Source organism: Kosakonia radicincitans DSM 16656 (assembly GCF_000280495.2).
GTDB lineage: Bacteria > Pseudomonadota > Gammaproteobacteria > Enterobacterales > Enterobacteriaceae > Kosakonia > Kosakonia radicincitans.
The window spans coordinates 5,728,165-5,749,776 of record NZ_CP018016.1 but is presented as its reverse complement, the minus strand read 5'-3'; the positions used below and the strand labels follow the sequence as shown (position 1 = coordinate 5,749,776).

Genomic DNA, 21,612 nt, shown 5'->3' with positions numbered 1-21,612 from the left:
ATTTTTTGTTGGCGGCCCTTTTAACGCTCCGTGAAAGCGATCACAAAGCAACTCTGCAATACTTGTTTGCGGAGGATGTTTGTGATCCTGTTTTGTCCTTCGATTAATACGTGTACAATAACGCGCTATTTCTAATGCCTGAGGCAAAGTTGTGATCGAAAATCTGCGTAACATCGCCATCATTGCTCACGTTGACCATGGTAAAACAACCCTGGTTGACAAGCTGCTGCAGCAATCCGGTACGTTCGACGAACGTGCTGAAACTCAAGAGCGTGTGATGGACTCCAACGATTTGGAGAAAGAGCGTGGGATTACCATCCTCGCGAAAAACACCGCTATCAAATGGAATGATTACCGTATCAACATCGTTGATACCCCTGGGCACGCCGACTTCGGTGGCGAAGTTGAGCGTGTGATGTCCATGGTCGATTCCGTGCTGCTGGTGGTTGATGCGTTTGACGGCCCGATGCCGCAAACGCGCTTCGTGACCAAAAAAGCATTTGCCCATGGCCTCAAGCCGATTGTGGTAATCAACAAAGTTGACCGTCCTGGCGCGCGTCCGGACTGGGTTGTTGATCAGGTCTTCGATCTGTTCGTTAACCTCGACGCGACCGACGAACAGCTGGACTTCCCGATCGTTTACGCTTCTGCGTTGAACGGTATCGCGGGTATGGACCATGAAGACATGGCTGAAGACATGACCCCGCTGTATCAGGCGATTGTTGACCATGTACCGGCACCGAACGTTGATCTCGACGGGACCCTGCAAATGCAGATCTCCCAGCTCGACTACAACAACTACGTTGGTGTTATCGGTATTGGTCGTATCAAACGCGGTAAAGTGAAGCCGAATCAGCAGGTTACTATCATTGATAGCGAAGGCAAAACCCGCAACGGTAAAGTCGGTAAGGTACTGACCCATCTGGGTCTGGAACGTATCGACAGCGAAATCGCTGAAGCTGGCGATATCATCGCGATCACCGGTCTGGGCGAACTGAACATCTCCGACACCATCTGCGACCCGCAGAATGTGGAAGCGCTGCCGGCGCTGTCTGTTGATGAGCCGACCGTAACTATGTTCTTCAACGTCAACACCTCTCCGTTCTGTGGTAAAGAAGGTAAGTACGTGACTTCACGTCAGATCCTTGACCGCCTGAACAAAGAGCTGGTGCATAACGTTGCGCTGCGCGTTGAAGAAACCGAAGACGCTGATGCATTCCGCGTTTCCGGTCGTGGTGAGCTGCACCTGTCTGTTCTGATCGAGAACATGCGTCGTGAAGGTTTCGAGATGGCGGTTTCCCGTCCGAAGGTTATCTTCCGTGAAATCGACGGCCGCCGTCAGGAACCGTTTGAAAACGTGACGCTGGACGTTGAAGAGCAGCACCAGGGTTCTGTCATGCAGGCGCTGGGCGAGCGTAAAGGCGACCTGAAAAACATGAATCCGGATGGCAAAGGTCGCGTACGTCTTGACTACGTGATCCCAAGCCGTGGCCTGATCGGCTTCCGCTCTGAGTTCATGACCATGACTTCCGGTACCGGTCTGCTGTACTCCACCTTCAGCCACTATGACGATGTTCGTCCGGGTGAAGTTGGTCAGCGTAACAACGGCGTACTGATCTCCAACGGTCAGGGTAAAGCGGTAGCGTTCGCGCTGTTCGGTTTGCAGGATCGCGGTAAGTTGTTCCTTGGTCACGGTGCGGAAGTTTATGAAGGCCAGATCATCGGTATTCATAGCCGTTCTAACGACCTGACGGTAAACTGCCTGACCGGTAAGAAACTGACCAACATGCGTGCGTCCGGTACGGACGAAGCAACGGTTCTGGTTCCGCCGGTTAAGATGACCCTGGAGCAGGCTCTGGAGTTTATCGATGACGACGAACTGGTAGAAGTGACCCCGCTGTCTATCCGTATTCGTAAACGTCACCTGACGGAAAACGATCGTAAACGCGCAATGCGCGGTGCAAAAGAAGAGTAATTTCTCCTCTTTTCCGTGAAAAAGCCGCTGATATTCAGCGGCTTTTTTTATGCCCGCATGTGAGACGGTAAACTATTCAATTTCACACTTTACCGCTACAGTTAACTCTCCACGGCTGGCAAGGAGAGAGAAATGCTCTATATCTTTGATTTAGGTAATGTGATTGTCGATATCGACTTTAATCGGGTGCTGGGTGCCTGGAGTGATTTCAGCCGTGTGCCGCTGGCGAATTTGAAACAGAGTTTCACCATGGGCGAGGCTTTTCATCAGCATGAGCGCGGAGAGATCAGCGACGAGGATTTTGCCAAAGCGCTGTGTGAAGAGATGGAAATGCCGCTGAGCTACGAGCAATTTTCTACCGGCTGGCAGGCGGTGTTTGTCGCTCTGCGTAGCGATGTTATCGACATCATGCACAAGTTGCGCGCGCAGGGGCATCGCGTGGTGGTTCTGTCGAATACCAACCGCCTGCATACCACTTACTGGCCGGAGCAGTATCCCGAAATCCAGGCTGCTGCCGATCATATCTATCTTTCCCAGGAAATGGGGATGCGTAAGCCCGAAGCGCGCATTTATCAGCAAGTATTATCACTTGAAGGCTTTTCTGCCGACGATGCCATCTTTTTCGATGACAATGCTGACAATATCGCTGGCGCAGAGCAACTGGGTATCACCAGTATTCTGGTAACGGGCAAAACGACGATCCCCGATTATTTCGCGAAGCAGTTATGCTAAAAAACGTTCGGCAGCATGCCAGACATCGCGCGCGCGTATTGTGGTCATGGTTAAAACTACTCTGGCAGCGCATCGATGAAGATCATATGACGACGCTGGCGGGGAATCTCGCTTACGTCTCGTTGCTCTCGCTGGTGCCGCTGATCGCCGTGATATTCGCGCTGTTTGCTGCATTTCCAATGTTTTCTGAAATCAGCATTCAGCTACGTCATTTTGTGTTTGCCAATTTTATTCCGGCAACCGGCGATGTCATTCAGAACTATATTGAGCAGTTTGTGGCGAACTCCACCAAAATGACCGCTGTCGGTGCGTGCGGGCTGATCGTCACATCACTGCTGTTGATGTACTCCATTGATACGGCGCTGAACACTATCTGGCGCAGCACGCGGGTTCGCCCGCATGTTTACTCATTTGCGGTGTACTGGATGATCCTCACGCTTGGGCCACTACTGGCAGGTGCCAGCCTTGCCATTAGTTCCTATTTGCTGTCACTGCGCTGGGCCAGTGAACTGAACAGCGTGATTGATGATGTGCTGCGGATTTTCCCGCTGATTTTATCCTGGCTCTCTTTCTGGCTGCTTTACAGCATTGTACCCACGACGCGGGTGCCTAACCGCGACGCCATTATCGGCGCCTTTGTCGCGGCACTGTTGTTCGAGTTGGGCAAGAAAGTGTTTGGCCTCTATATCACCATGTTCCCTTCCTACCAGCTTATTTATGGCGTGCTGGCTGTCATCCCGATTTTGTTCCTCTGGGTCTACTGGACCTGGTGTATCGTCTTGCTAGGTGCAGAAATAACTGTCACTCTCGGTGAATACCGAAAACTCAAAATAGCCGCACAGCAAGAAGAAGCAGACCAACCATGATTGCATTAATCCAACGTGTTTCCCGCGCAAGCGTTAGCGTGGCGGGCGAGGTGACGGGCGAAATTGGTCCGGGACTTTTAGTGTTGTTAGGGGTCGAAAGGGAAGACGATGAACAAAAAGCGAACCGCCTGTGCGAGCGAGTGCTGGGGTATCGCATTTTTAGCGACGCTGAAGGAAAAATGAATCTTAACGTCCAGCAGGCAGGTGGGAGCGTGCTGGTGGTGTCGCAATTTACGCTGGCGGCGGACACTGAACGCGGAATGCGTCCTGGGTTTTCCAGAGGCGCCGCGCCGGATAAAGCGGAAGCGCTGTATAACTACTTTGTCGAACGTTGCCGCAGCCAGCAGATGGAAACGCAAACCGGGCGATTCGCTGCCGATATGCAGGTTTCGCTGGTCAACGATGGTCCTGTCACATTCTGGTTGCAGATATGAGCCAGCTTGCGGCGTGGCCCAGAGCCACAAGAGAGAACACCGCTATGTATCACCTCCGCGTACCGCAGACTGAAGAAGAGTTAGAGCGTTATTACCAGTTCCGCTGGGAAATGCTGCGCAAACCCCTGCATCAGCCAAAAGGTTCCGAACGCGATGCATGGGATGCAATGGCGCATCACCAGATGGTGGTTGATGAAGAGGGCAATATGGTGGCGGTCGGCAGGCTGTATATCAACGCCGACAATGAAGCCTCAATTCGTTTTATGGCCGTGCACCCTTCTGTGCAGGATAAAGGGCTGGGCACGTTGATGGCGATGACGCTGGAATCCGTTGCCCGTCAGGAAGGGGTGAAGCGGGTGACCTGTAGCGCCCGCGAAGATGCCGTAGAGTTTTTTGCCAAGCTCGGGTTTATCAATGAAGGGGAGATCACCGCGCCGCAAACCACGCCGGTGCGCCATTTTTTGATGATCAAACCCGTGGCCACGCTGGACGATATTCTGCATCGCGGCGACTGGTGCGGACAGCTGCAACAAGCCTGGTACGAGCATATTCCGCTGAGCGAAAAGATGGGCGTGCGTATTCAGCAGTACACCGGGCAGAAATTTATCACTACCATGCCGGAGACCGGCAACCAGAACCCGCACCATACGCTGTTTGCCGGCAGCCTTTTTTCGCTGGCGACGTTGACTGGCTGGGGGTTGATCTGGCTGATGCTGCGCGAACGACATCTTGGCGGCACCATTATTCTGGCCGATGCACACATTCGATACAGCACGCCAATTACGGGCAAACCCAGCGCGATTGCCGATCTCGGTTCGTTAAGCGGCGATCTCGATCGCCTGGCGCGCGGGCGTAAAGCGCGCGTGCAGCTTCAGGTTGAGCTGTTTGGCGAGGGCAAGCAGGGTGCGATTTTCGAAGGGATTTACATCGTACTGCCCGCGAAACCTTTTGGCCCTTATGAAGAGGGCGGCAACGAAGAAGAGTAACCGACCGCGCGCTTGTTGACGCAGGCGCGCAGCCTTATTGCTGCTCTTCACTGCGCAAAGAAAAACCACGCGGTGGTGATGCGCCCATCCTGCACTTCATAAACCGCCATATTTTCGATGACCGATTCGCCAATGCCGTAGATTTTTTCGTGATCGAACACCTTATTGCCCATCACCGTACGCGAGAGCAGCTCTGCGCGGAGCGCCGGGTTATTAAAACGGTGCCCGGCATAGAACTCGCGTAAGGCTTCCCGCCCTTGCAGCGATGGCGCTGTGGAGGGCAAACGGTAGGCGGTGAAATCTTCACTAAAGCATGCGACGAACGCTTCAATATCATGGTCATTGTACGCGGCGAACTGCTGTTCTACGGGGCTTACGACAGACATCGGCTCTCCTTTGGGTTTTATGCTCTGGCCACGCGTGCGGCCACGTCTTGTATGGCATCACGGGCGCTCTGGCTGATACCGGCAAGCTGGAAGAAGCCGTGAATAACGCCGAGGTAGCGGGAACAGGTACAGGTTACGCCCTGGTCCGTCATATGCTGGTATAACGCTTCCCCTTCATCGCACAGCGGATCGAACTCTGCCGTAATAATGTGTACCGGAGGCAGACCTGCGAAATCATCGCGCCACAGCGGGCTGACATCCGACAGCAGGCGGTCTGTATCGCCAAGATACATTTCGTAGCCTGACAGCAGCGCATCACGGGTTATGACGTAATCAGAACCGTTAAAGGTATAGCTGTCGAAGTAGGCCGTGGCATCCAGCATTGGGTAGATCAACACCAGTTGCGCGGGTTGCCAGACTGCCGCTGCCTTCAATCGTAGCGCTGTGACCAGCGCCAGATGGCCGCCTGCGCTGTCGCCCGCTAGCGTAATTCGTTGCGGATCAACGTTGAGACGTTCGGCATTTTTCCATATCACCTCTGCACCCTGTAGCGCATCATCGTGCGCAGCAGGCCAGCGATGTTCCGGCGCCAGCCGATACTGCACGGCAATCACCCGACAGCCGCTGTACCACGCTAACTGACGCAACTGTTTATCATGAGTGGCAAACCCGCCGCTGATAAAGCAGCCGCCGTGGTAATAGATCAGCGCAGGCAGTTTACCGTTGGCCTCCAGCGGCGAGAACACGCGCAGCGTCACGCCTTCAAGTGTGACGTCTTCAACCCGAACGCGGGTTTCTGTTTCCCTGGCAAGCGACGCGCTGGCGATATAACCCGCGCGCCGTTCATCAATACTTCTGGCGCGCGCCGAGGGGCGCCCGGCGGCGATAAAGTCGCTCACCAACCCGGCAATGCCTTTTTCCAGTGCCATTCCGCTCACCTATATCTGTATAAATATCCAGTTTTATAGCCTGGTTTTTATGAAATGGGAACGGCTGATTTTGTGGAAAGCACAAATTTGGAAGGCTGCTCGTAAAGCCGGTTTATAACTTTTGAACCCGCTTGTTTTTGCCGAAAGTGGCGGTATGGTGTGCTGCAAAATGTACTGAAATCATTAACGTTGCGACAGATTTCGGTGAGGAGGGCTAAATTGGGCAGGAACAGAATAGCAAGACTGATATGGAAACAATGGCAGGCCGGGTAAGCACAGCTTACCGCGACCTGTCAGGATTATTCCCCTTCGCCCGGGAAGAGGAACGGGTTGATGGAGCTACGGGCGAAACCTTCCTGCTCCATGCGGGCATCAAGCACCAGCGAAGCTAAGTCATCGGCCACCGGTTCGACGTTCGGGTCTTTTTCCTGGTACAGGATCTTCAGGTAAGTGCCGCAGTCGCCGCAACTTTCGGCTTTAATGGCTGCCTGCTCATTATCCAGCGACCAGTAGTGCAGATCGCGGGTCTGCTCGCAGTTGCTACATTTGACGCGCACCACGTGCCATTCGGTTTCGCACAGATTGCAGTGCAGGTAACGCAGCCCCTGCGTTGTGCCGATATGTACCACGCTGGAAACCGGCATGGCGCCGCAAACCGGGCAGAACTGGCGCTGTTCACCATATTCAGCACGGGCTTTTCCTGGGATCAGGCTGGCCATTTGCGCCCAGTAGAGCGACAGCGCGGCCCAGATAAACGGCGATTTATCGCTGCTCACAGCGGCGAAGTCAGCAGCAAACAGCGCGCTGGCCATTGCTTCCAGTTCCTGCGCGGAGGCCTTTTCCAGGTTCTCAATGACCGCCAGCGCCGGGCCGCTCATCTCCGGCTTCAGCTCGGCGATGAGCGAATGCAGCAGTTTGTGCCAGTGTGTATCACGCGGCAGCACGTGAATATCGAGCGGCGGTTTACCCTGTTCAGCGGCTTCTTTAATGCGCGCTGTCAGGTCGATTTGCAAGGGGTGGTCGTAAAGCACCACTTCCTGGGCATGGGCGATAAGCGCAGCAAAACGCAGGTAATCACCCAGCGGGTTACTCTCTGCAAGTTCGCGCAGACGCTCTGCGCGGCGGTTGTAGAGATTTTTCAGTCTGGGGAATAATAACGGCGGAATAACTTCCGCCGTGCGTTTATCGCTCTTCTCCAGCTCATCTTGCGGGATTATGCGAATACTCATTCAGTCGATTTTTCCGTTGTCTTGCGAACTTCCCGGTACCAGCGCGGGTGATGTTTCTTCGCCCACGAGCTGGTGACCCAGCCTTCCACCATTGCGGTTATGGTGCCTTTAACCCACAGGGCGGCGTAAATATGCACCATAATAACCACAATTAACGCGACTGCGGCAAATGAATGCACCATCAGCGCTAATCGGATTAGCGGAATAGGGAACGCTGGCGCGAAGTAAGGGCGCCAGATAACCACGCCGCTTACCAGTAGCAACACCAGGAAAATAATCGCCGCCCAGAACACGCATTTCTGACCGAAGTTATATCGCCCGGTGTCGCCCACTTCCTCATTGACGACAATCTTACGAATATTCTTCGCCCAAAAGATATCATCCCTGGTGATGAGGTTATGGTGCCAGTAGCGGAAAAACATGATGATAAACGACGCAAACATCACCACACCGACGAACGGATGGAGAATGCGCGCCAGCTGCGGCGTACCGAGAATCCCCATTAACCAGTTGAAGGAGGGGAAGAAAAACCCCAGCCCGCTCACCGCCGCCAGCACGAAGCAGAAGGCGGTGACCCAGTGGTTAATGCGCTCCGGTGCCGTGTAGCGCACGATGGTGTCACGTTTTTTCATTTGCGCACCTCGTCTTTCTCTTCATGCAGGTTATCGTCTTCCTCTTCTGCACGGTTCGGACCGACACCGACATAGTGGAAGATGCTGGCCGCGAAGGTCGCTGCAAAGCCGACCGCCGCAAGCGGTTTCCAGATGCCTTTCCAGAACTTCACGGTTGCACTGATCTGCGGGTTTTCCGGCAGGTCGTGATACAGATTCGGCTTGTCGGCGTGATGCAGCACGTACATTACATGTGTTCCGCCAACGCCCGCCGGATCGTACAGCCCGGCGTTATCGTAACCGCGGGTTTTCAGCTCCGCGACGCGTTCGCCAGCGAGGGTTTTCATATCCTCTTTGGAGCCAAAGTGGATAGCGCCGGTCGGGCAGGTTTTCACGCATGCCGGTTCCTGGCCCACGGTGACACGGTCAACGCACAGCGTACATTTGTAGACGCGGTTGTCTTCCGGGTTCAGACGCGGCACATCGAACGGGCAGCCCGCGATGCAGTAACCGCAGCCGATGCACTGCTCAGACTGGAAGTCGACAATGCCGTTGGCATACTGAATGATAGCTCCTTCTGACGGACATGCTTTCAGACAACCAGGATCGGCGCAGTGCATGCAGCCATCTTTACGGATCAGCCACTCCAGTTTGTCGTTCTGCTCCACTTCCGAGAAGCGCATAACCGTCCAGGATTTCGCGGTCAGATCCGCCGGGTTGTCATACACCCCGACGTTATGCCCCACTTCATCACGGATGTCGTTCCACTCGGAACAGGCCACCTGACAGGCTTTACAGCCAATACAGGTGGTGACGTCGATAAGTTTCGCCACTTCCTGCTGGTGATCCCGCGCCTGTGGCGCGGGCGTGAAGCCGTTAGTTGCGGAACGACGGATGATGTCTTGCGATTGATAAGCCATAAGTCGTCTCCGTTACACCTTTTCCACATTCACCAGGAACGCCTTGAACTCCGGCGTTTGGGTGTTCGCATCGCCAACGAACGGCGTTAACGTATTGGCGATAAAACCTTTCTTCGCCACACCTTCGTAACCCCAGTGAATAGGAATACCGATGGTATCGACATCTTTGCCGTTCACTTTCAGCGTGCGGATACGCTTGGTCACCACCGCTTTGGCTTTGATATAGCCACGGTTGGAGGAGACACGAACCGTATCACCCTGAACGATGCCCAGCTTGCCCGCCAGCTTCTCACCGATCTCCACAAACTGTTCTGGCTGCGCGATAGCGTTAAGCAGCGCGTGCTTGGTCCAGTAGTGGAAGTGCTCGGTCAGACGGTAAGTGGTGCCGACATAAGGGAATTTATCCGCTTTACCCATGGCTTCCATATCGTCTTTAAAGACGCGGGCTGCCGGGTTGGATACGACGTTCGGGTGCAGCGGGTTCGTGCCCAGCGGCGTTTCAAACGGCTCGTAGTGTTCCGGGAACGGCCCTTCCGCCATCTTATCAATAGCAAACAGGCGACCCATCCCTTCCGGCTGCATGATAAACGGCCCGACATCGCTGCCTGGCGCGGCAGCGCTGTAGTCCGGAATATCCACGCCGCCCCACTTCGCGCCGTCCCACTTCAGCAACTGACGCTTCGGATCCCACGGTTTACCCTGCGGATCGGCAGAAGCACGGTTGTAAAGAATGCGGCGGTTAAGCGGCCATGCCCACGCCCAGCCCAGCGTATTGCCAAGGCCTGACGGATCGGCGTTATCGCGACGTGCCATCTGGTTGCCATCCGGCGTCCAGCTACCGGCGAAGATCCAGCAACCGCTGGAGGTAGTGCCGTCATCGCGCAGTTGAGCAAACGAGCTAAGCTGCTGGCCTTTTTTGACGATTACCGCGCCCGTCGCCGGATCGATAATGTCTGCCAGTGCTTTACCGTTGCTCTCCATCGCCACTTCTTCCGATGCCGGTTCATGCGGGGTGGAGTAGTTCCAGGTCATATTCAGCACCGGTTCCGGGCACGCGCCACCCTCTTCGGCATACATCTTACGCAGGCGCGTAAAGATACCGGCGAGGATCTCGCCATCGGTCACAGCTTCACCCGGGCCGTCAGCGCCTTTCCAGTGCCATTGCAGCCAGCGGCCGGAGTTCACGATCGAGCCGTTCTCTTCGGCGAAGCAGGTTGAAGGCAGACGGAACACTTCGGTCTGGATTTTCACCGGATCGACATCGTTCGACTCGCCGTGGTTTTGCCAGAAAGTCGAGGTTTCGGTGTTCAGCGGATCGATGGTCACCAGGAATTTCAGTTTCGACAGCGATGCCACAACCTTGTTCTTGTTCGGGAACGAGGCCACCGGGTTAAAGCCCTGGCACAGATAGCCGTTTACCTGGCCTTTGTACATCATGTCGAAGTACTGCAGAACGTCGTAACCTTTGTCCCACTTCGGCAACCAGTCAAAGCCCCAGCTATTTTCCGCCGTGGCTTTGTCGCCAAAGAAGGCTTTCATCATCGAAACGAAGAATTTCGGGTAGTTACCCCAGTAGTTTACCTGGCCTTCAAGCAGCGGTTTCGGCGTGTTAGTGGCAAGATAGGTCTGGAGATCGGACTGTTTCTCACTCGGCAGCGTCATATAGCCCGGCAGGCTTTGTGACAGCAAACCAAGGTCCGTCAGTCCCTGAATGTTGGAGTGACCGCGCAGGGCGTTTACGCCGCCACCAGCCATCCCCATGTTCCCCAGCAGCAGCTGGATCATCGCCATGGTGCGAATGTTTTGCGCACCGACAGAGTGCTGCGTCCAGCCCAGCGCATAGAGGAACGAGGCCGTTTTATCATGCACACTGGTTTCGGCGATGTATTCGCACACCTTCAGGAAATCCGCTTTTGGCGTCCCGCAGATGTTTTCAACCACGTCCGGCGTATAGCGAGAAACGTGCTGTTTCAGCAGGTTCCATACGCAGCGCGGATGGGTGAGCGTGGTATCGCGTTTGGCGAAACCTTTCTCATCCAGTTCGTAGTTCCAGCTGGTTTTGTCGTATTTACGTTTATCCGCGTCATAGCCGGTAAACAGGCCATCTTCGAAACCATAATCTTCCCGCACGATCAGGCTGGCGTTGGTATAGGCTTCGGTATATTCGCGGTTATATTTTTCGTTGGTCATCAGGTACAGCAACACGCCTGACAGGAAGGCAATGTCAGTACCGGAACGAATCGGCGTATAGAAATCCGCAACAGAGGCGGTACGCGTAAAGCGCGGATCGATAACAATCAGCTTCGCGCCATTATGGATCTTGGCTTCCATCGCCCAGCGGAATCCCACCGGATGTGCTTCAGCCGCGTTCCCACCCATCACAATGATAAGGTTGGCGTTCTTCATGTCGACCCAGTGGTTGGTCATCGCACCGCGACCAAATGTTGGAGCAAGACTTGCTACCGTTGGTCCGTGTCAGACACGCGCCTGGTTGTCGACGGCTAACATGCCGAGTGCGCGGGTGAATTTTTGCGTTAAATAGCCAGTTTCATTGCTGGACGCGGATGCGCACAGCATCCCGGTGCTCAGCCAGCGGTTGACGGTGGTGCCTGCGGCATTTTGCGCGATAAAATTGGCGTCGCGGTCGGCTTTAATCAGCTTCGCGATGCGGTCAAACGCATCATCCCACGTGATGCGCTGCCATTTATCAGAGCCTGGCGCACGGTATTCCGGGTATTTCAGGCGGCTTTCCGAGTGGATGAAATCCACCAGACCTGCGCCTTTCGGGCACAACGCGCCACGGTTTACCGGATGATCCGGGTCACCCTCGATATGAAAGATTGACGCTTTGGCGTTCTTGGCACCGTCGCCGAGGCTGTACATCAACAGCCCACAGCCGACGGAACAATATGTGCAGGTATTACGGGTTTCACGGGTGCGCAGCAGCTTATACTGCCGTGTTTCCGCAAGTGCGATATTGGGGGCAAAGCCCAATGCCGCAGCCGTTGTTCCTGCCATACCGCCAGCGCAGATCTTAAAGAACTGCCTTCTGCTGACCTGCATGGTTTGCTCCTGGTTCGACATTACTCTTATCGTTTTTTCTTTGCGGTGGTTTTCGCAAAGGTTCAGAATTGCTGGTAATCCCTCATCCTGGGGGGATTAGCAACGAAGATTACTACAATATAGGTAGGTCAATTCTGTCGTAAGTCCTCAGAATCGCTGCTATTCCCTCTTTTCCCCAAGGGATATACGCGAAGAATACCATATTGTTGGTACGCTTGTTTGATAACGGTTAAGACAAAGTGAACGATTTGCACCCTAAAAAGCACGAAAATGCAACATCCGTCACGGGGGCCCGCGAGGTTTCCCTGTGGAAACGCGCCGATTTACAGCAGACGCAGCCGGATATGCTGGCGGAAGAAGTTCCTGTCGCGCTGGTCTACAACGGCATCTCCCATGTGGTGATGATGGCCTCGCCAAAAGATCTCGAATGGTTCGCGATTGGCTTCTCCTTATCCGAAGGGATTATCGAAAACCCGGCGGAAATTTACGGCATGGATGTGGTGCCTTCATGTAACGGTCTCGAAGTGCAAATCGAACTCTCCAGCCGCCGTTTTATGGGGTTAAAAGAGCGGCGGCGCGCGCTGGCCGGGCGAACCGGCTGTGGCGTGTGCGGTGTGGAGCAGCTCAACGATATCGGCAAGCCGATAGCGCCGCTGCCGTTCACGCAGCGCTTTGATTTGGCGTTACTGGATAACGCACTGGCGCATTTAACCGATTTTCAGCCGGTCGGGCAGTTAACCGGTTGTACGCATGCTGCCGCGTGGATGTTGCCATCCGGCGAACTGACGGGCGGCCATGAAGATGTCGGACGTCATGTAGCGCTGGATAAGCTGCTTGGTCATCGCGCGCGTGAAGGTGAAGCGTGGGAGCAAGGAGCGGTGCTGGTGTCCAGCCGCGCCAGCTATGAAATGGTGCAAAAATCGGCGATGTGCGGCGTAGAAATTCTGTTTGCGGTATCGGCGGCGACAACGCTGGCCGTGGAAGTGGCGGAACGCTGCAACCTGACGCTGGTCGGTTTTTGTAAGCCGGGCAGGGCGACGATCTATACCCATCCACAGCGGTTAATTGTTAATCAGTAATTTTGAATGATGAGAACAAATCCTTCCGCTTTTTGTTGTGAGTGAACAGGTCTAGTATTTATTTCATCGAGGCACGGTGCCTCACTCCAACAAATTAACGTAAGGGTTTATATCATGAAAAGCATCAAAACTTTTGTCGCTGTTATCGCTCTGTCTGCTTCTTTCGGTTCTTTCGCTGCCCAGTCTGTAAGCGTAACTGACACCACTCTCAGCGGTGCAGAAGCACAAATCGCCGCTCAGGCTCAGCAGGCAGGCGCTTCTTCTTACCACATCACCGAAGCGTACAACGGCAACCAGGTTCATATGACTGCCGAACTGACCAAATAAATTGCAATATTGTCGAAAGAGCGCCTGCGGGCGCTTTTTTTTTAATGCATTCCCGCCAGGCGCAACAGCGCCGTCACCACGGCCGCCGAGATGATCACCACAATGAGCGGCATCTTTCGCCAGGCCAGGAAAAGGGCAAACACCACGCCCAGCACACGTGCCATTCCGGCAAAATGATCCCCTTCGTAGAGCATGGCAGCCAGCGCGACCGCGAATAACAACGTCGTTGCTGCGTCGGAAAGTAGTGCCTGTGAGTGCTCTGAGAGCGCCAGCCTGCTGCCGAGTTTTGCGCCGCCGAAGCGCATCAAATAAGTGCCAACGGAAAGAACCGCGATGCCGCCGATAATTAAGGAAACGCTGACCATTATTTCTTCCTCGTCAGTAAACCCAGTAAAGAGAGCAGAACCGGTAAGCCAACCGGGGCGAAGGGAACGGTTGCCAGTGATAACAGCGCACCGCTGGAAGCGCGGATCAGCGTGGTGCGTTTTTTCAGCGCCGGTAACACCAGCGCCAGCAGGATCGCCGGGAATACTGCGTCGAGCCCGATGGTTTCCGGTGCCGGTAACAGCGTACCGACCGCCGCGCCAACCAGCACACCCGCAGGCCACAGCAGCGCGACGCCCAATCCGCACAACCAGTAAGCGGCTTTACGCTGTTCCGGCGTAGGCTGCGACAAACCGAACACCACGCTTTCGTCATTCATAATGTGGCAGCCGAGAAAACCCGCCGCCCGCTGACCGACCAGTTCACGCACCGTGACGCCAAAAGGTATGTGTCGGGCATTAACCAGTAAGCCAGCAATGGCGGCTGCCAGTGGATTACCACCGCTGGCAACAATGCCGATGAACATAAACTCGCTGGCACCCGCCAGTACCAGCGTGGAGAGCGCAAGCGGTACCCACAAGGGAAAGCCGTACGCCATGGCCAGCGATCCGTAGGAGACGCCGACGACGCCGACCGCCAGGCAAACAAGGAATATTGCTTTGATGGTATCGCCTTTTAGCGATGCGAAGTGTTGTGTAAACATCTCATTTTAGCCATATCGAACGTTTATCCATTATAATGAACACATCTGAATCGTTTTTCAATAAGAACGATTCGTTCGATTAAATGAACGTTTGGGGTCGTGTATGACACAACCAATTAGCATCATAGCCAAAAGTCTGGTGCGCGAGCGTCAGCGAACCGGCCTTTCGCTGGCAGAAATTGCCCGCCGCGCCGGGATCGCCAAATCCACGCTGTCTCAACTGGAAGCCGGGAATGGCAATCCCAGCCTGGAAACCTTGTGGGCGTTGTGCGTGGCGCTGGATATCCCCTTTGCCCGCCTGCTGGAACCGCAAAGCCCGAAAACACAGGTGATTCGCCGCGGTGAAGGCACCAAAGTGATTGCTGAACAGGCTAATTATCAGGCGATTTTACTGGCTGCCTGCCCGCCAGGCGCGCGGCGCGATATCTACCTGCTGCTGACGCAGCCGGGCGCGGACCGTATTTCGCATCCTCATCCGCAGGGTTCTGTCGAGCATATTATCGTGACGCAGGGGCGCGCGCTGGTGGGGCTAACCGAAGCGCCAGAGGAGTTAGGTGAAGGGGATTACATCTGCTACCCGGCGGATCAGGAGCATATTTTTAAAGCGCTGGAACCTGATACACAGGCTATTTTAGTGGCAGAGCAGAGTTAATTATATATTCTGATCCTAAAGGATTTCTTATATAGGGAAGGAGATGTACGCATTAATGCTACCAATCCTTCCTGTTCTTAATAATCTATTTCTGGCATGTTTTTGTGGGCGCGTGACAACGTCTTTTAATATAGATGTATTCCTAATATTTTATTCTATATTTTTGTTTTTATGCGGATGCGCATACACCTCTTACCACTTTAACTCTTTGTTGTAATGATGTTTTTGTTTTTAAATTGTTATTGATGTGAATAATATTTCTTGTTTTATTTTCTGAGTGGATGCTAATTCAATTATTGTTTTAATTTTGCTTTTTTATCTGCATTTACAGCATATGGTTGCAGGTGTATTTTTGTTTTCGGATTTAAGACGTTTACCGCCTGGTAAATCATCTTGATATGGAATGTCAATTTTGAATTAAGGTTTTTTATGAATCGTATGAAAGCTATTTGTGCGGCAACCGCTATTTTTGCTTTTGGTGTAAGTACTGCTTCTTTTGCTGCAATGTCAAATAATACTGTGCGTTTTATGGGTGAAGTAAGTGAACAAACCTGTAATATTACTGTAAATGGTAGCAGCTCTGCTCCGGTTATTCTTCTGCCGACCGCTGCAAAAGCGCAATTGGCTAATGCAGGTGATACTACCGGTGAAACTCCATTCACTGTAATGCTGTCTGGTTGTGGAGCGCAAACCTCTAACGCAAGCGTTCTTTTTGTTGCTAATGATGTTGATGGTATGAATTTGAAAAATACCGCGACAACTTCTCCGGCATCAAATGTTGCGATCCAATTAATGGAAGGCACTACCGCACTGGATTTTGTGGGGAATAAAGCCCAGACCGCCTCCCAGTCTGTTGGTGGCGCGAATACCAGCGCAACCTACGACCTGACTGCGCGTTATTTTGCAACCGGTGTATCTACGGCGGGTACTGTAGAAGCGCAGGTGCAGTTTGCCGTAACTTACATGTAACACCCTCTAAGGCGCTGCTTCATGCAGCGCTTTTTATGGAGTTAAAATGAGCATGTCAAAACATAAATTATTCTCTGCTTTTTTCTCTGTCTTCCTGTTCTCTTCAGTTATTGGCAATGCTTCTGCCAGCGTGACGATGCTCGGAACTCGTATTATTTACGAAGCAGATATTAAAGAAAAATCTCTTGATTTCACTAATGCTGGCGACACCCCTTTTTTAGTGCAAGTGTGGACTGACAAAAATAATCCAAATTCAACAGCAGCAACGGCAGACGCACCTTTTATCGCAATGCCCTCTATTTTCCGCGTTAATCCGCACGCGCAGCATAGCCTGCGGCTGAAATTTACGGGAATAGCGCTGCCACAGGACAGAGAATCTCTCTTCTGGTTGAATTTCCTGCAATACCCCGCAAAAAGTGCCGCTGCACAGGGTAAAAATTCTTTAACCATGCTGGTAAAAAGCCGGATGAAAATATTTTACCGGCCTGCCGGTCTCGTTGGTGATGCAAATAAATCACTCGATGAGTTGAATGTCAGCCTGCATGCTCAAAAGATTGATATTAAAAATACCAGCCCGTGGCATATATCCGTTGTTAGTGCTTTTATAGACAATGGAAAGAAAAATATAGCGGTTAAGTCGACGGGAATGATTGCGCCATATTCTTCTGCTCAATGGGTATTGCCGAAAGGCACAGGTGATAAATTAACAATTAATGCAATAAATGATTACGGCGGCGTATTTAGCAAGACCTATTCATTGGTTCGGTAAAACTTCTGCTTGATGATATAAATATATTGCTCAACTCTGGTGACTATAATGCATCTGCATTCAACCTGCTTTCGTATTTTTATGGGGCTGATTTCTGTTTTGTCTTTTTCAGCGTCGGCGGAAGATGAGGGGTTCTATTTTGATGCCTCATTATTAAGAGGCAGCGGGTTATCGGTTGAGGATCTGCATCGTTTAAATAAAGGCGAAATGATAACGCCAGGACGTCACTCGCTGGATATTTATCTTAACGGTAAGTTTATCACGCACAGTGAAATAGAGTATTCCCGCCGGGGAGAGAATATTAGCCCCTGCCTGCCATCTGAATTATTAACAACGTTAGGTCTGAAGGCCTTAACGCCAGAGATGAAATCATCCTGCTACTGGAATGATGATGAGGTGATGAAGGGCGTCATCATCAAAGATGATCTTGCACAATTGCGTATGGATTTTAGTGTGCCGCAGGCATTGTTGAAATCCGTTCCCCGCGGCAGCGTCAGCGAAGCAAGCCTGGATGCCGGGGAAAGCATGCTCTTTCTGAACTATATCGCCAACCAATATCATGTGACGTCGCGCCAGGGCGGCGCAGAGAGCATGGATTCCAGCTGGCTGAATTTCAATGGTGGTTTTAACCTTGGGCTGTGGCGCTACCGCCAGCAGTCAAGCCTGAGCTACAGCAACGAAGAAGGCAGCCGCTGGAATACGAACCGTCGTTATCTTCAGCGCGCCATTTACCCGCTGCGCAGCGAATTAATGGTGGGTGAAGGCTTTACGAACGGACAATTTTTCTCCGGGATGAGTTTTCGCGGGCTCCAGCTTTCATCGGATACGCGTATGCTGCCCAATTCGCGCCGGGGCTATGCACCCGTTGTGCGGGGTATTGCTAACACTAACGCTAACGTCACTATCTTGCAGGGTAAAGCCACGCTGTATGAAACGACAGTTGCGGCAGGCCCGTTCATTATTGACGATCTCTATCCGACAAATTTCGCCGGTGACCTGACCGTTGTCGTCAATGAGGCCGATGGCAGCGTTAATACCTTTACGGTGCCTTTTTCCGCGTTGTCTGAATCCATGCGACCAGGCTCCTCAGATTACGTTTTCACGCTGGCTCAGGCGCGGGATGTCGGCGATAAGGACGTGTTCAGCGAAGTGGTCTGGCGGCAAGGGTTAACGAATGCGTTTACTTTGAGCCTCGGCAACCAGCTGGCAACCGACTATATGAGCTATTCGCTGGGAGGCGTATACACTACCTCCGCAGGCGCATTTGGTTTGACCAGCCTGTTTTCCCGCGCCTCTCTGGCGGATGAAGGAACCCGAAGCGGCTGGACGTTACGGGCGAACTACAGCAAATTTATTCCGCAATCTGGAACGTCATTTACGCTCGCAGGCTATCGCTATTCAACGGCCGGATACTCTGAATTGTATGACGCGTTAGGGGCTCGTGAGGCCTATAAACATGGTGCCCAGTGGCAATCGCATAGCTGGAAACAGCGCAATCGCCTTGAGATCTCGGCGGGCCAGACATTAGGCGATTACGGCAACATTAACCTCTCCGCCTCAACGCAGGATTATCGCGATAACAAAAAGCGCGATAAGCAACTTCAGTTCAACTGGAATAAAACCTTCGATTATGGCATCGCGTTGAATCTTGGCGTGGCGCGTACTTATAACGTTGCGCCCGCCAGCGCCAGCAATACCTGGCAGGATAGCGGTAACGAACACACGATTGCATTGCGTGACCAGATACAAACCCTGTGGTCGCTTTCGGTCTCTGTACCGCTTGGAACTCAGCCGCTCTCACCTGTTCTTTCGACCAGCGCACACCGCAGCGATTCAGATGGCGGTTATCAATCCACGCTGAGCGGTATGTATGGCGACAAAAATCCACTGAACTACAGCCTGAATTACTCTACCGATGACAAAGGAGAGCAGTCGGTGTGGGGCGGTGGTTTGCAGCAAAATTTCTCTTTTGCCAATGCCGGACTCTCCTGGTCATCGTCAAAAAATTACTGGCAGGCCTCAGCTTCACTACAGGGGTCGGCGGTTGCGCATAAAGGCGGCATCACGCTTGGACACTGGGTAGGAGACAGTTTTGCCCTGATCGATGCGCCTGGCGCAAGCGGCGCTGAAGTGATCGGCGGCCAGGGCGCACGCATTGATGCATTTGGCTACGCCATTGCGCCAACGCTCGGCGCGTACCAGTTCAATAGCATTGGCCTCGATCCCCGCAATATGAACGATGACGCCGAGCTGCAAACCTCGCAGCAGCGCATTGCGCCCTATGCTGGCGCGACGGTTCGGGTGCGTTTTAACACCCTGAATGGCCAGGCGATGTTGATCACGGCACAACGTCAGGCGAATGAGCCGATCCCGATGGGCACCTCAGTGTATGACGGCTATGACAACTATATCGGCATGGTGGGGCAGGCTAACCAGATCTACCTGCGTTCCAGCGAGAAAAAAGGGGAGCTGCGGCTGCGCTGGGGTGAAGGCGCTAAGGAAAGCTGCCAGCTTACGTGGCATGCCACATCGCCCCGAAAACCGCTGCTTTTGATGGATCTGCCTTGTCGTTAATTGACGGAGCTGTTTATGAATTTACTGCGCGCTATTTTACTTAACGTCCTTTTAATCGCGAGCCTGTCCGCAGGCGCAGTGTGTAATAAAGGGCCGGATTTCGTCCGCACCGAGGAAGATGCCTTTGGCCTTGGCTTATCGCTGGGAACGGTTAACGTCTCCAGCCTGGCGATCCATCCCATCGGTTCGCCGCTTGGCTCAAGCATTGTGTCATTCGCGAGTAACCCGCGTTACAAAGGCCCGGACAGTGTTCTGTGGGTCTGCGATATTGCGGATAAAAATAATATCTTCGAAATCATTGCCACCAATGGCGATGACCGTAACGGGGGCTTTTTTGATTTGGGCGCTGCCGATGGTTATCCCAACTACTACGGCACGCTATTTAGCCATGTGGCGATACGTCTGACGCACATGAATTCGGGCACGGTATTTACCCGTAATTATCAGCGTATCCCGATGAAAAATTACGCGGTTTCGCCGGATGGCAAGCAAATTTATATTCGCGTTAAAGATTTTAGCCCCATTCGCGCCGATCTGATTCGTGTGAGTACCACCACGTCCAGAGGGCAGGCTCCTACGGACTATTGTGGCCGTTCAACGCAGCTCAGTTCGGGTCTCTATAGTTGTAACCAGCCTAATGGTTACGTCTCTTTTTGCTCGCCCGGCAGCCCGGATGCTTACTGTGATAGCGGGGATGCTTCCCTGGATTACACCGGCTGGTATCTGGATAACTGGATGGCGCTAACCATGGGCTCGGCTACCACACCTGGCTCAATACTGGTATCGACGCCAACCTGTGTGGCAAAAAGCACCACGCCTGTCGTGCTGTTTCCAACGATTTCCGTCGCGGATTTGAACAATGGGCAAAAGGCGCAGGCGAATTTCAACGTCAATATTCTCTGCGAGGGGGCGGCGCAAAGCGGGACGTCTCAGGGTATGACGGCGCTGGCATTTCAAACCTCATATTACAGTTACACGATGGCCGAGCTGCTGAATCTGGTGAATCCATTGGGCGGTGTAAGTCATTTGTTGTCCGATCGCTATGGCTACCCAGGCATTGCCACGGGTGTCGGTATCCAGATAGCGAACGCCAGCGATGGCGTACCACGCAATCTGCTCGGCTGGTACTGGTGTTCGCTAAGCGACTGCCGCTTCGGTAATAGCAGCGGCTGGTACTCTGTGCGGGATGGAGCGACACAAATCTCCAATGGCGGCGCATCGGGACTGAGTGAATATATTGTCCATTTCAATGCGTTCCTGACACGTCTTCCGGGCCAGACGGTCACTCCGGGCAAAGTGGATGCCAGTGCTTATGTTGTGGTGAAAGTCCAATGAGAAAGCATGTTAAAACGATGGTGTTAGCGGCGCTGTGGGCAGCCGCATTTTGCTCTCATGCCGGACTCATCGCATCCTCAACGCGGGTGATTTTTAAAGAGGGGCAGACGCAACAGAGTCTGATGCTGGTGAACACCAATAGCTGGCCAGTAATGGCGCAAAGCTGGGTGGATAACGGCAACACGAGCGTGGCGATGCCCGATCGCATTAAAACGCCATTTGTTGCAGTTCCGGCGCTGTTCAAATTAGAACCGCAGGCGATGCAGGGGCTACGGCTGATCTATAACCAGCAGGCATTGCCCGAGGATCGCGAATCCGTTTTCTGGCTGAATCTGTATGAGATCCCGCCCAAATCCTCCACGATTTCGCCGCAGGCGCAGAGCGTGGTACTGACCATGAATACGCAGATGAAAATCTTCTGGCGGCCGAAAAAAATTGGCGATCCCGATAACATTGCGGAAAAAATCAGCTTTCATCGGGAAAAAAGCGGCAAAGATATTGAGATCGTGTGCCATAACACTTCGCCGTGGCATGTCTCATTTGCCGGTATTTCGCTACTCGCTGGTGACAAAACTTATGCCGCCGGGCAGCTGCCGGACATGATGGTTTCGCCCTTCAGCGAAAAGCGTTATTTCGTTGAAGCGGCAAACCTGGCGAGAAATTTACCGCTGCGCGTAAAAGCTGAACTGATAGACGATCTCGGCCACGTGACGGCCAGGGAGTTCCCGCTTCAGTGATCCCCTCTCCGT

21 protein-coding genes are annotated in these 21,612 nt (G+C 53.2%); 13 read left to right on the top strand and 8 right to left on the bottom strand.

Features of this window, described 5'->3' with window-relative positions; genetic code table 11:
* Positions 1–151 precede the first annotated feature (151 nt).
* The 5 genes from typA (at position 152) to fabY (ending at position 4,993) form a co-directional block, all read left to right on the top strand.
* Positions 152–1,975 carry a ribosome-dependent GTPase TypA gene (gene typA, locus Y71_RS27670; protein WP_007369333.1) on the top strand — a complete coding sequence of 608 codons (1,824 nt, stop codon included), beginning with the start codon at positions 152–154 and terminating at the stop codon, positions 1,973–1,975.
* A gap of 132 nt (positions 1,976–2,107) precedes the next feature.
* Positions 2,108–2,707, top strand: a complete 600-nt coding sequence (gene yihX, locus Y71_RS27665; protein ID WP_007369332.1) for a glucose-1-phosphatase — start codon at positions 2,108–2,110, stop codon at positions 2,705–2,707.
* Complete coding sequence (locus tag Y71_RS27660) at positions 2,701–3,573, top strand: virulence factor BrkB family protein (protein ID WP_007369331.1); 873 nt, start codon at positions 2,701–2,703, stop codon at positions 3,571–3,573. Before yihX ends, Y71_RS27660 begins: the two co-directional genes overlap by 7 nt.
* Complete coding sequence (dtd, locus tag Y71_RS27655; protein ID WP_007369330.1) at positions 3,570–4,007, top strand: D-aminoacyl-tRNA deacylase; 438 nt, start codon at positions 3,570–3,572, stop codon at positions 4,005–4,007. The genes Y71_RS27660 and dtd overlap by 4 nt, the downstream gene beginning before the upstream one ends.
* A gap of 44 nt (positions 4,008–4,051) precedes the next feature.
* Positions 4,052–4,993 carry a fatty acid biosynthesis protein FabY gene (fabY, locus tag Y71_RS27650; protein WP_007369329.1) on the top strand — a complete coding sequence of 314 codons (942 nt, stop codon included), beginning with the start codon at positions 4,052–4,054 and terminating at the stop codon, positions 4,991–4,993.
* 47 nt (positions 4,994–5,040) lie between these two features.
* Here fabY and Y71_RS27645 read toward each other — a convergent pair whose 3' ends face one another.
* The 6 genes from Y71_RS27645 to fdnG form a co-directional block, all read right to left on the bottom strand.
* Positions 5,041–5,379: a nuclear transport factor 2 family protein gene (locus tag Y71_RS27645; RefSeq protein WP_007369328.1), complete on the bottom strand. Its 339-nt coding sequence runs from the start codon at positions 5,377–5,379 to the stop codon at positions 5,041–5,043.
* Positions 5,380–5,396: 17 nt separating this feature from the next.
* Positions 5,397–6,308 (bottom strand): alpha/beta hydrolase, encoded by a 912-nt coding sequence (locus Y71_RS27640; protein WP_007369327.1) that lies wholly within the window; start codon positions 6,306–6,308, stop codon positions 5,397–5,399.
* 299 nt (positions 6,309–6,607) lie between these two features.
* Positions 6,608–7,537 carry a formate dehydrogenase accessory protein FdhE gene (fdhE, locus tag Y71_RS27635; protein ID WP_007369326.1) on the bottom strand — a complete coding sequence of 310 codons (930 nt, stop codon included), beginning with the start codon at positions 7,535–7,537 and terminating at the stop codon, positions 6,608–6,610.
* The gene (fdoI, locus tag Y71_RS27630; protein WP_007369325.1) at positions 7,534–8,169 is read right to left on the bottom strand and encodes a formate dehydrogenase cytochrome b556 subunit; all 636 of its coding nucleotides are present in this window, start codon (positions 8,167–8,169) and stop codon (positions 7,534–7,536) included. The genes fdhE and fdoI overlap by 4 nt, the downstream gene beginning before the upstream one ends.
* On the bottom strand, positions 8,166–9,068 hold the full coding sequence (gene fdxH, locus Y71_RS27625; protein WP_007369324.1) for a formate dehydrogenase subunit beta: 903 nt from the start codon (positions 9,066–9,068) through the stop codon (positions 8,166–8,168). The genes fdoI and fdxH overlap by 4 nt, the downstream gene beginning before the upstream one ends.
* Before the next feature lie 12 nt (positions 9,069–9,080).
* Positions 9,081–12,131, bottom strand: a complete 3,051-nt coding sequence (fdnG, locus tag Y71_RS27620) for a formate dehydrogenase-N subunit alpha (RefSeq protein ID WP_145954159.1) — start codon at positions 12,129–12,131, stop codon at positions 9,081–9,083.
* Between the two features lie 239 nt (positions 12,132–12,370).
* Between fdnG and fdhD the strand changes: the two genes are divergently transcribed.
* A complete protein-coding gene (fdhD, locus tag Y71_RS27610) occupies positions 12,371–13,210 on the top strand; it encodes a formate dehydrogenase accessory sulfurtransferase FdhD (protein WP_007369321.1) in 840 nt (279 codons plus the stop codon).
* A 114-nt stretch (positions 13,211–13,324) separates the two neighbouring features.
* Positions 13,325–13,537, top strand: coding sequence for a YdgH/BhsA/McbA-like domain containing protein (locus Y71_RS27605; RefSeq protein WP_007369320.1), 213 nt, complete (start codon positions 13,325–13,327; stop codon positions 13,535–13,537).
* Between the two features lie 41 nt (positions 13,538–13,578).
* Here the strand turns inward: Y71_RS27605 and Y71_RS27600 are convergent, their stop codons facing one another.
* Positions 13,579–13,902, bottom strand: a complete 324-nt coding sequence (locus Y71_RS27600) for an AzlD domain-containing protein (protein WP_007369319.1) — start codon at positions 13,900–13,902, stop codon at positions 13,579–13,581.
* Positions 13,902–14,564 (bottom strand): AzlC family ABC transporter permease, encoded by a 663-nt coding sequence (locus Y71_RS27595; RefSeq protein ID WP_007369318.1) that lies wholly within the window; start codon positions 14,562–14,564, stop codon positions 13,902–13,904. The genes Y71_RS27600 and Y71_RS27595 overlap by 1 nt, the downstream gene beginning before the upstream one ends.
* Positions 14,565–14,667: 103 nt before the next feature.
* Between Y71_RS27595 and Y71_RS27590 the strand changes: the two genes are divergently transcribed.
* The 6 genes from Y71_RS27590 (at position 14,668) to Y71_RS27565 (ending at position 21,600) form a co-directional block, all read left to right on the top strand.
* Complete coding sequence (locus Y71_RS27590; protein WP_007369317.1) at positions 14,668–15,216, top strand: helix-turn-helix domain-containing protein; 549 nt, start codon at positions 14,668–14,670, stop codon at positions 15,214–15,216.
* Between the two features lie 429 nt (positions 15,217–15,645).
* Positions 15,646–16,185, top strand: coding sequence for a fimbrial protein (locus Y71_RS27585; protein WP_007369315.1), 540 nt, complete (start codon positions 15,646–15,648; stop codon positions 16,183–16,185).
* A 46-nt stretch (positions 16,186–16,231) separates the two neighbouring features.
* Positions 16,232–16,954: a fimbrial biogenesis chaperone gene (locus Y71_RS27580; RefSeq protein WP_007369314.1), complete on the top strand. Its 723-nt coding sequence runs from the start codon at positions 16,232–16,234 to the stop codon at positions 16,952–16,954.
* A 48-nt stretch (positions 16,955–17,002) separates the two neighbouring features.
* Positions 17,003–19,528, top strand: a complete 2,526-nt coding sequence (locus Y71_RS27575; protein WP_007369313.1) for a fimbria/pilus outer membrane usher protein — start codon at positions 17,003–17,005, stop codon at positions 19,526–19,528.
* A gap of 15 nt (positions 19,529–19,543) precedes the next feature.
* Positions 19,544–20,863 carry a fimbrial protein gene (locus tag Y71_RS27570; protein ID WP_007369312.1) on the top strand — a complete coding sequence of 440 codons (1,320 nt, stop codon included), beginning with the start codon at positions 19,544–19,546 and terminating at the stop codon, positions 20,861–20,863.
* The gene (locus Y71_RS27565; protein ID WP_007369311.1) at positions 20,860–21,600 is read left to right on the top strand and encodes a fimbrial biogenesis chaperone; all 741 of its coding nucleotides are present in this window, start codon (positions 20,860–20,862) and stop codon (positions 21,598–21,600) included. Before Y71_RS27570 ends, Y71_RS27565 begins: the two co-directional genes overlap by 4 nt.
* Positions 21,601–21,612 lie beyond the last annotated feature (12 nt).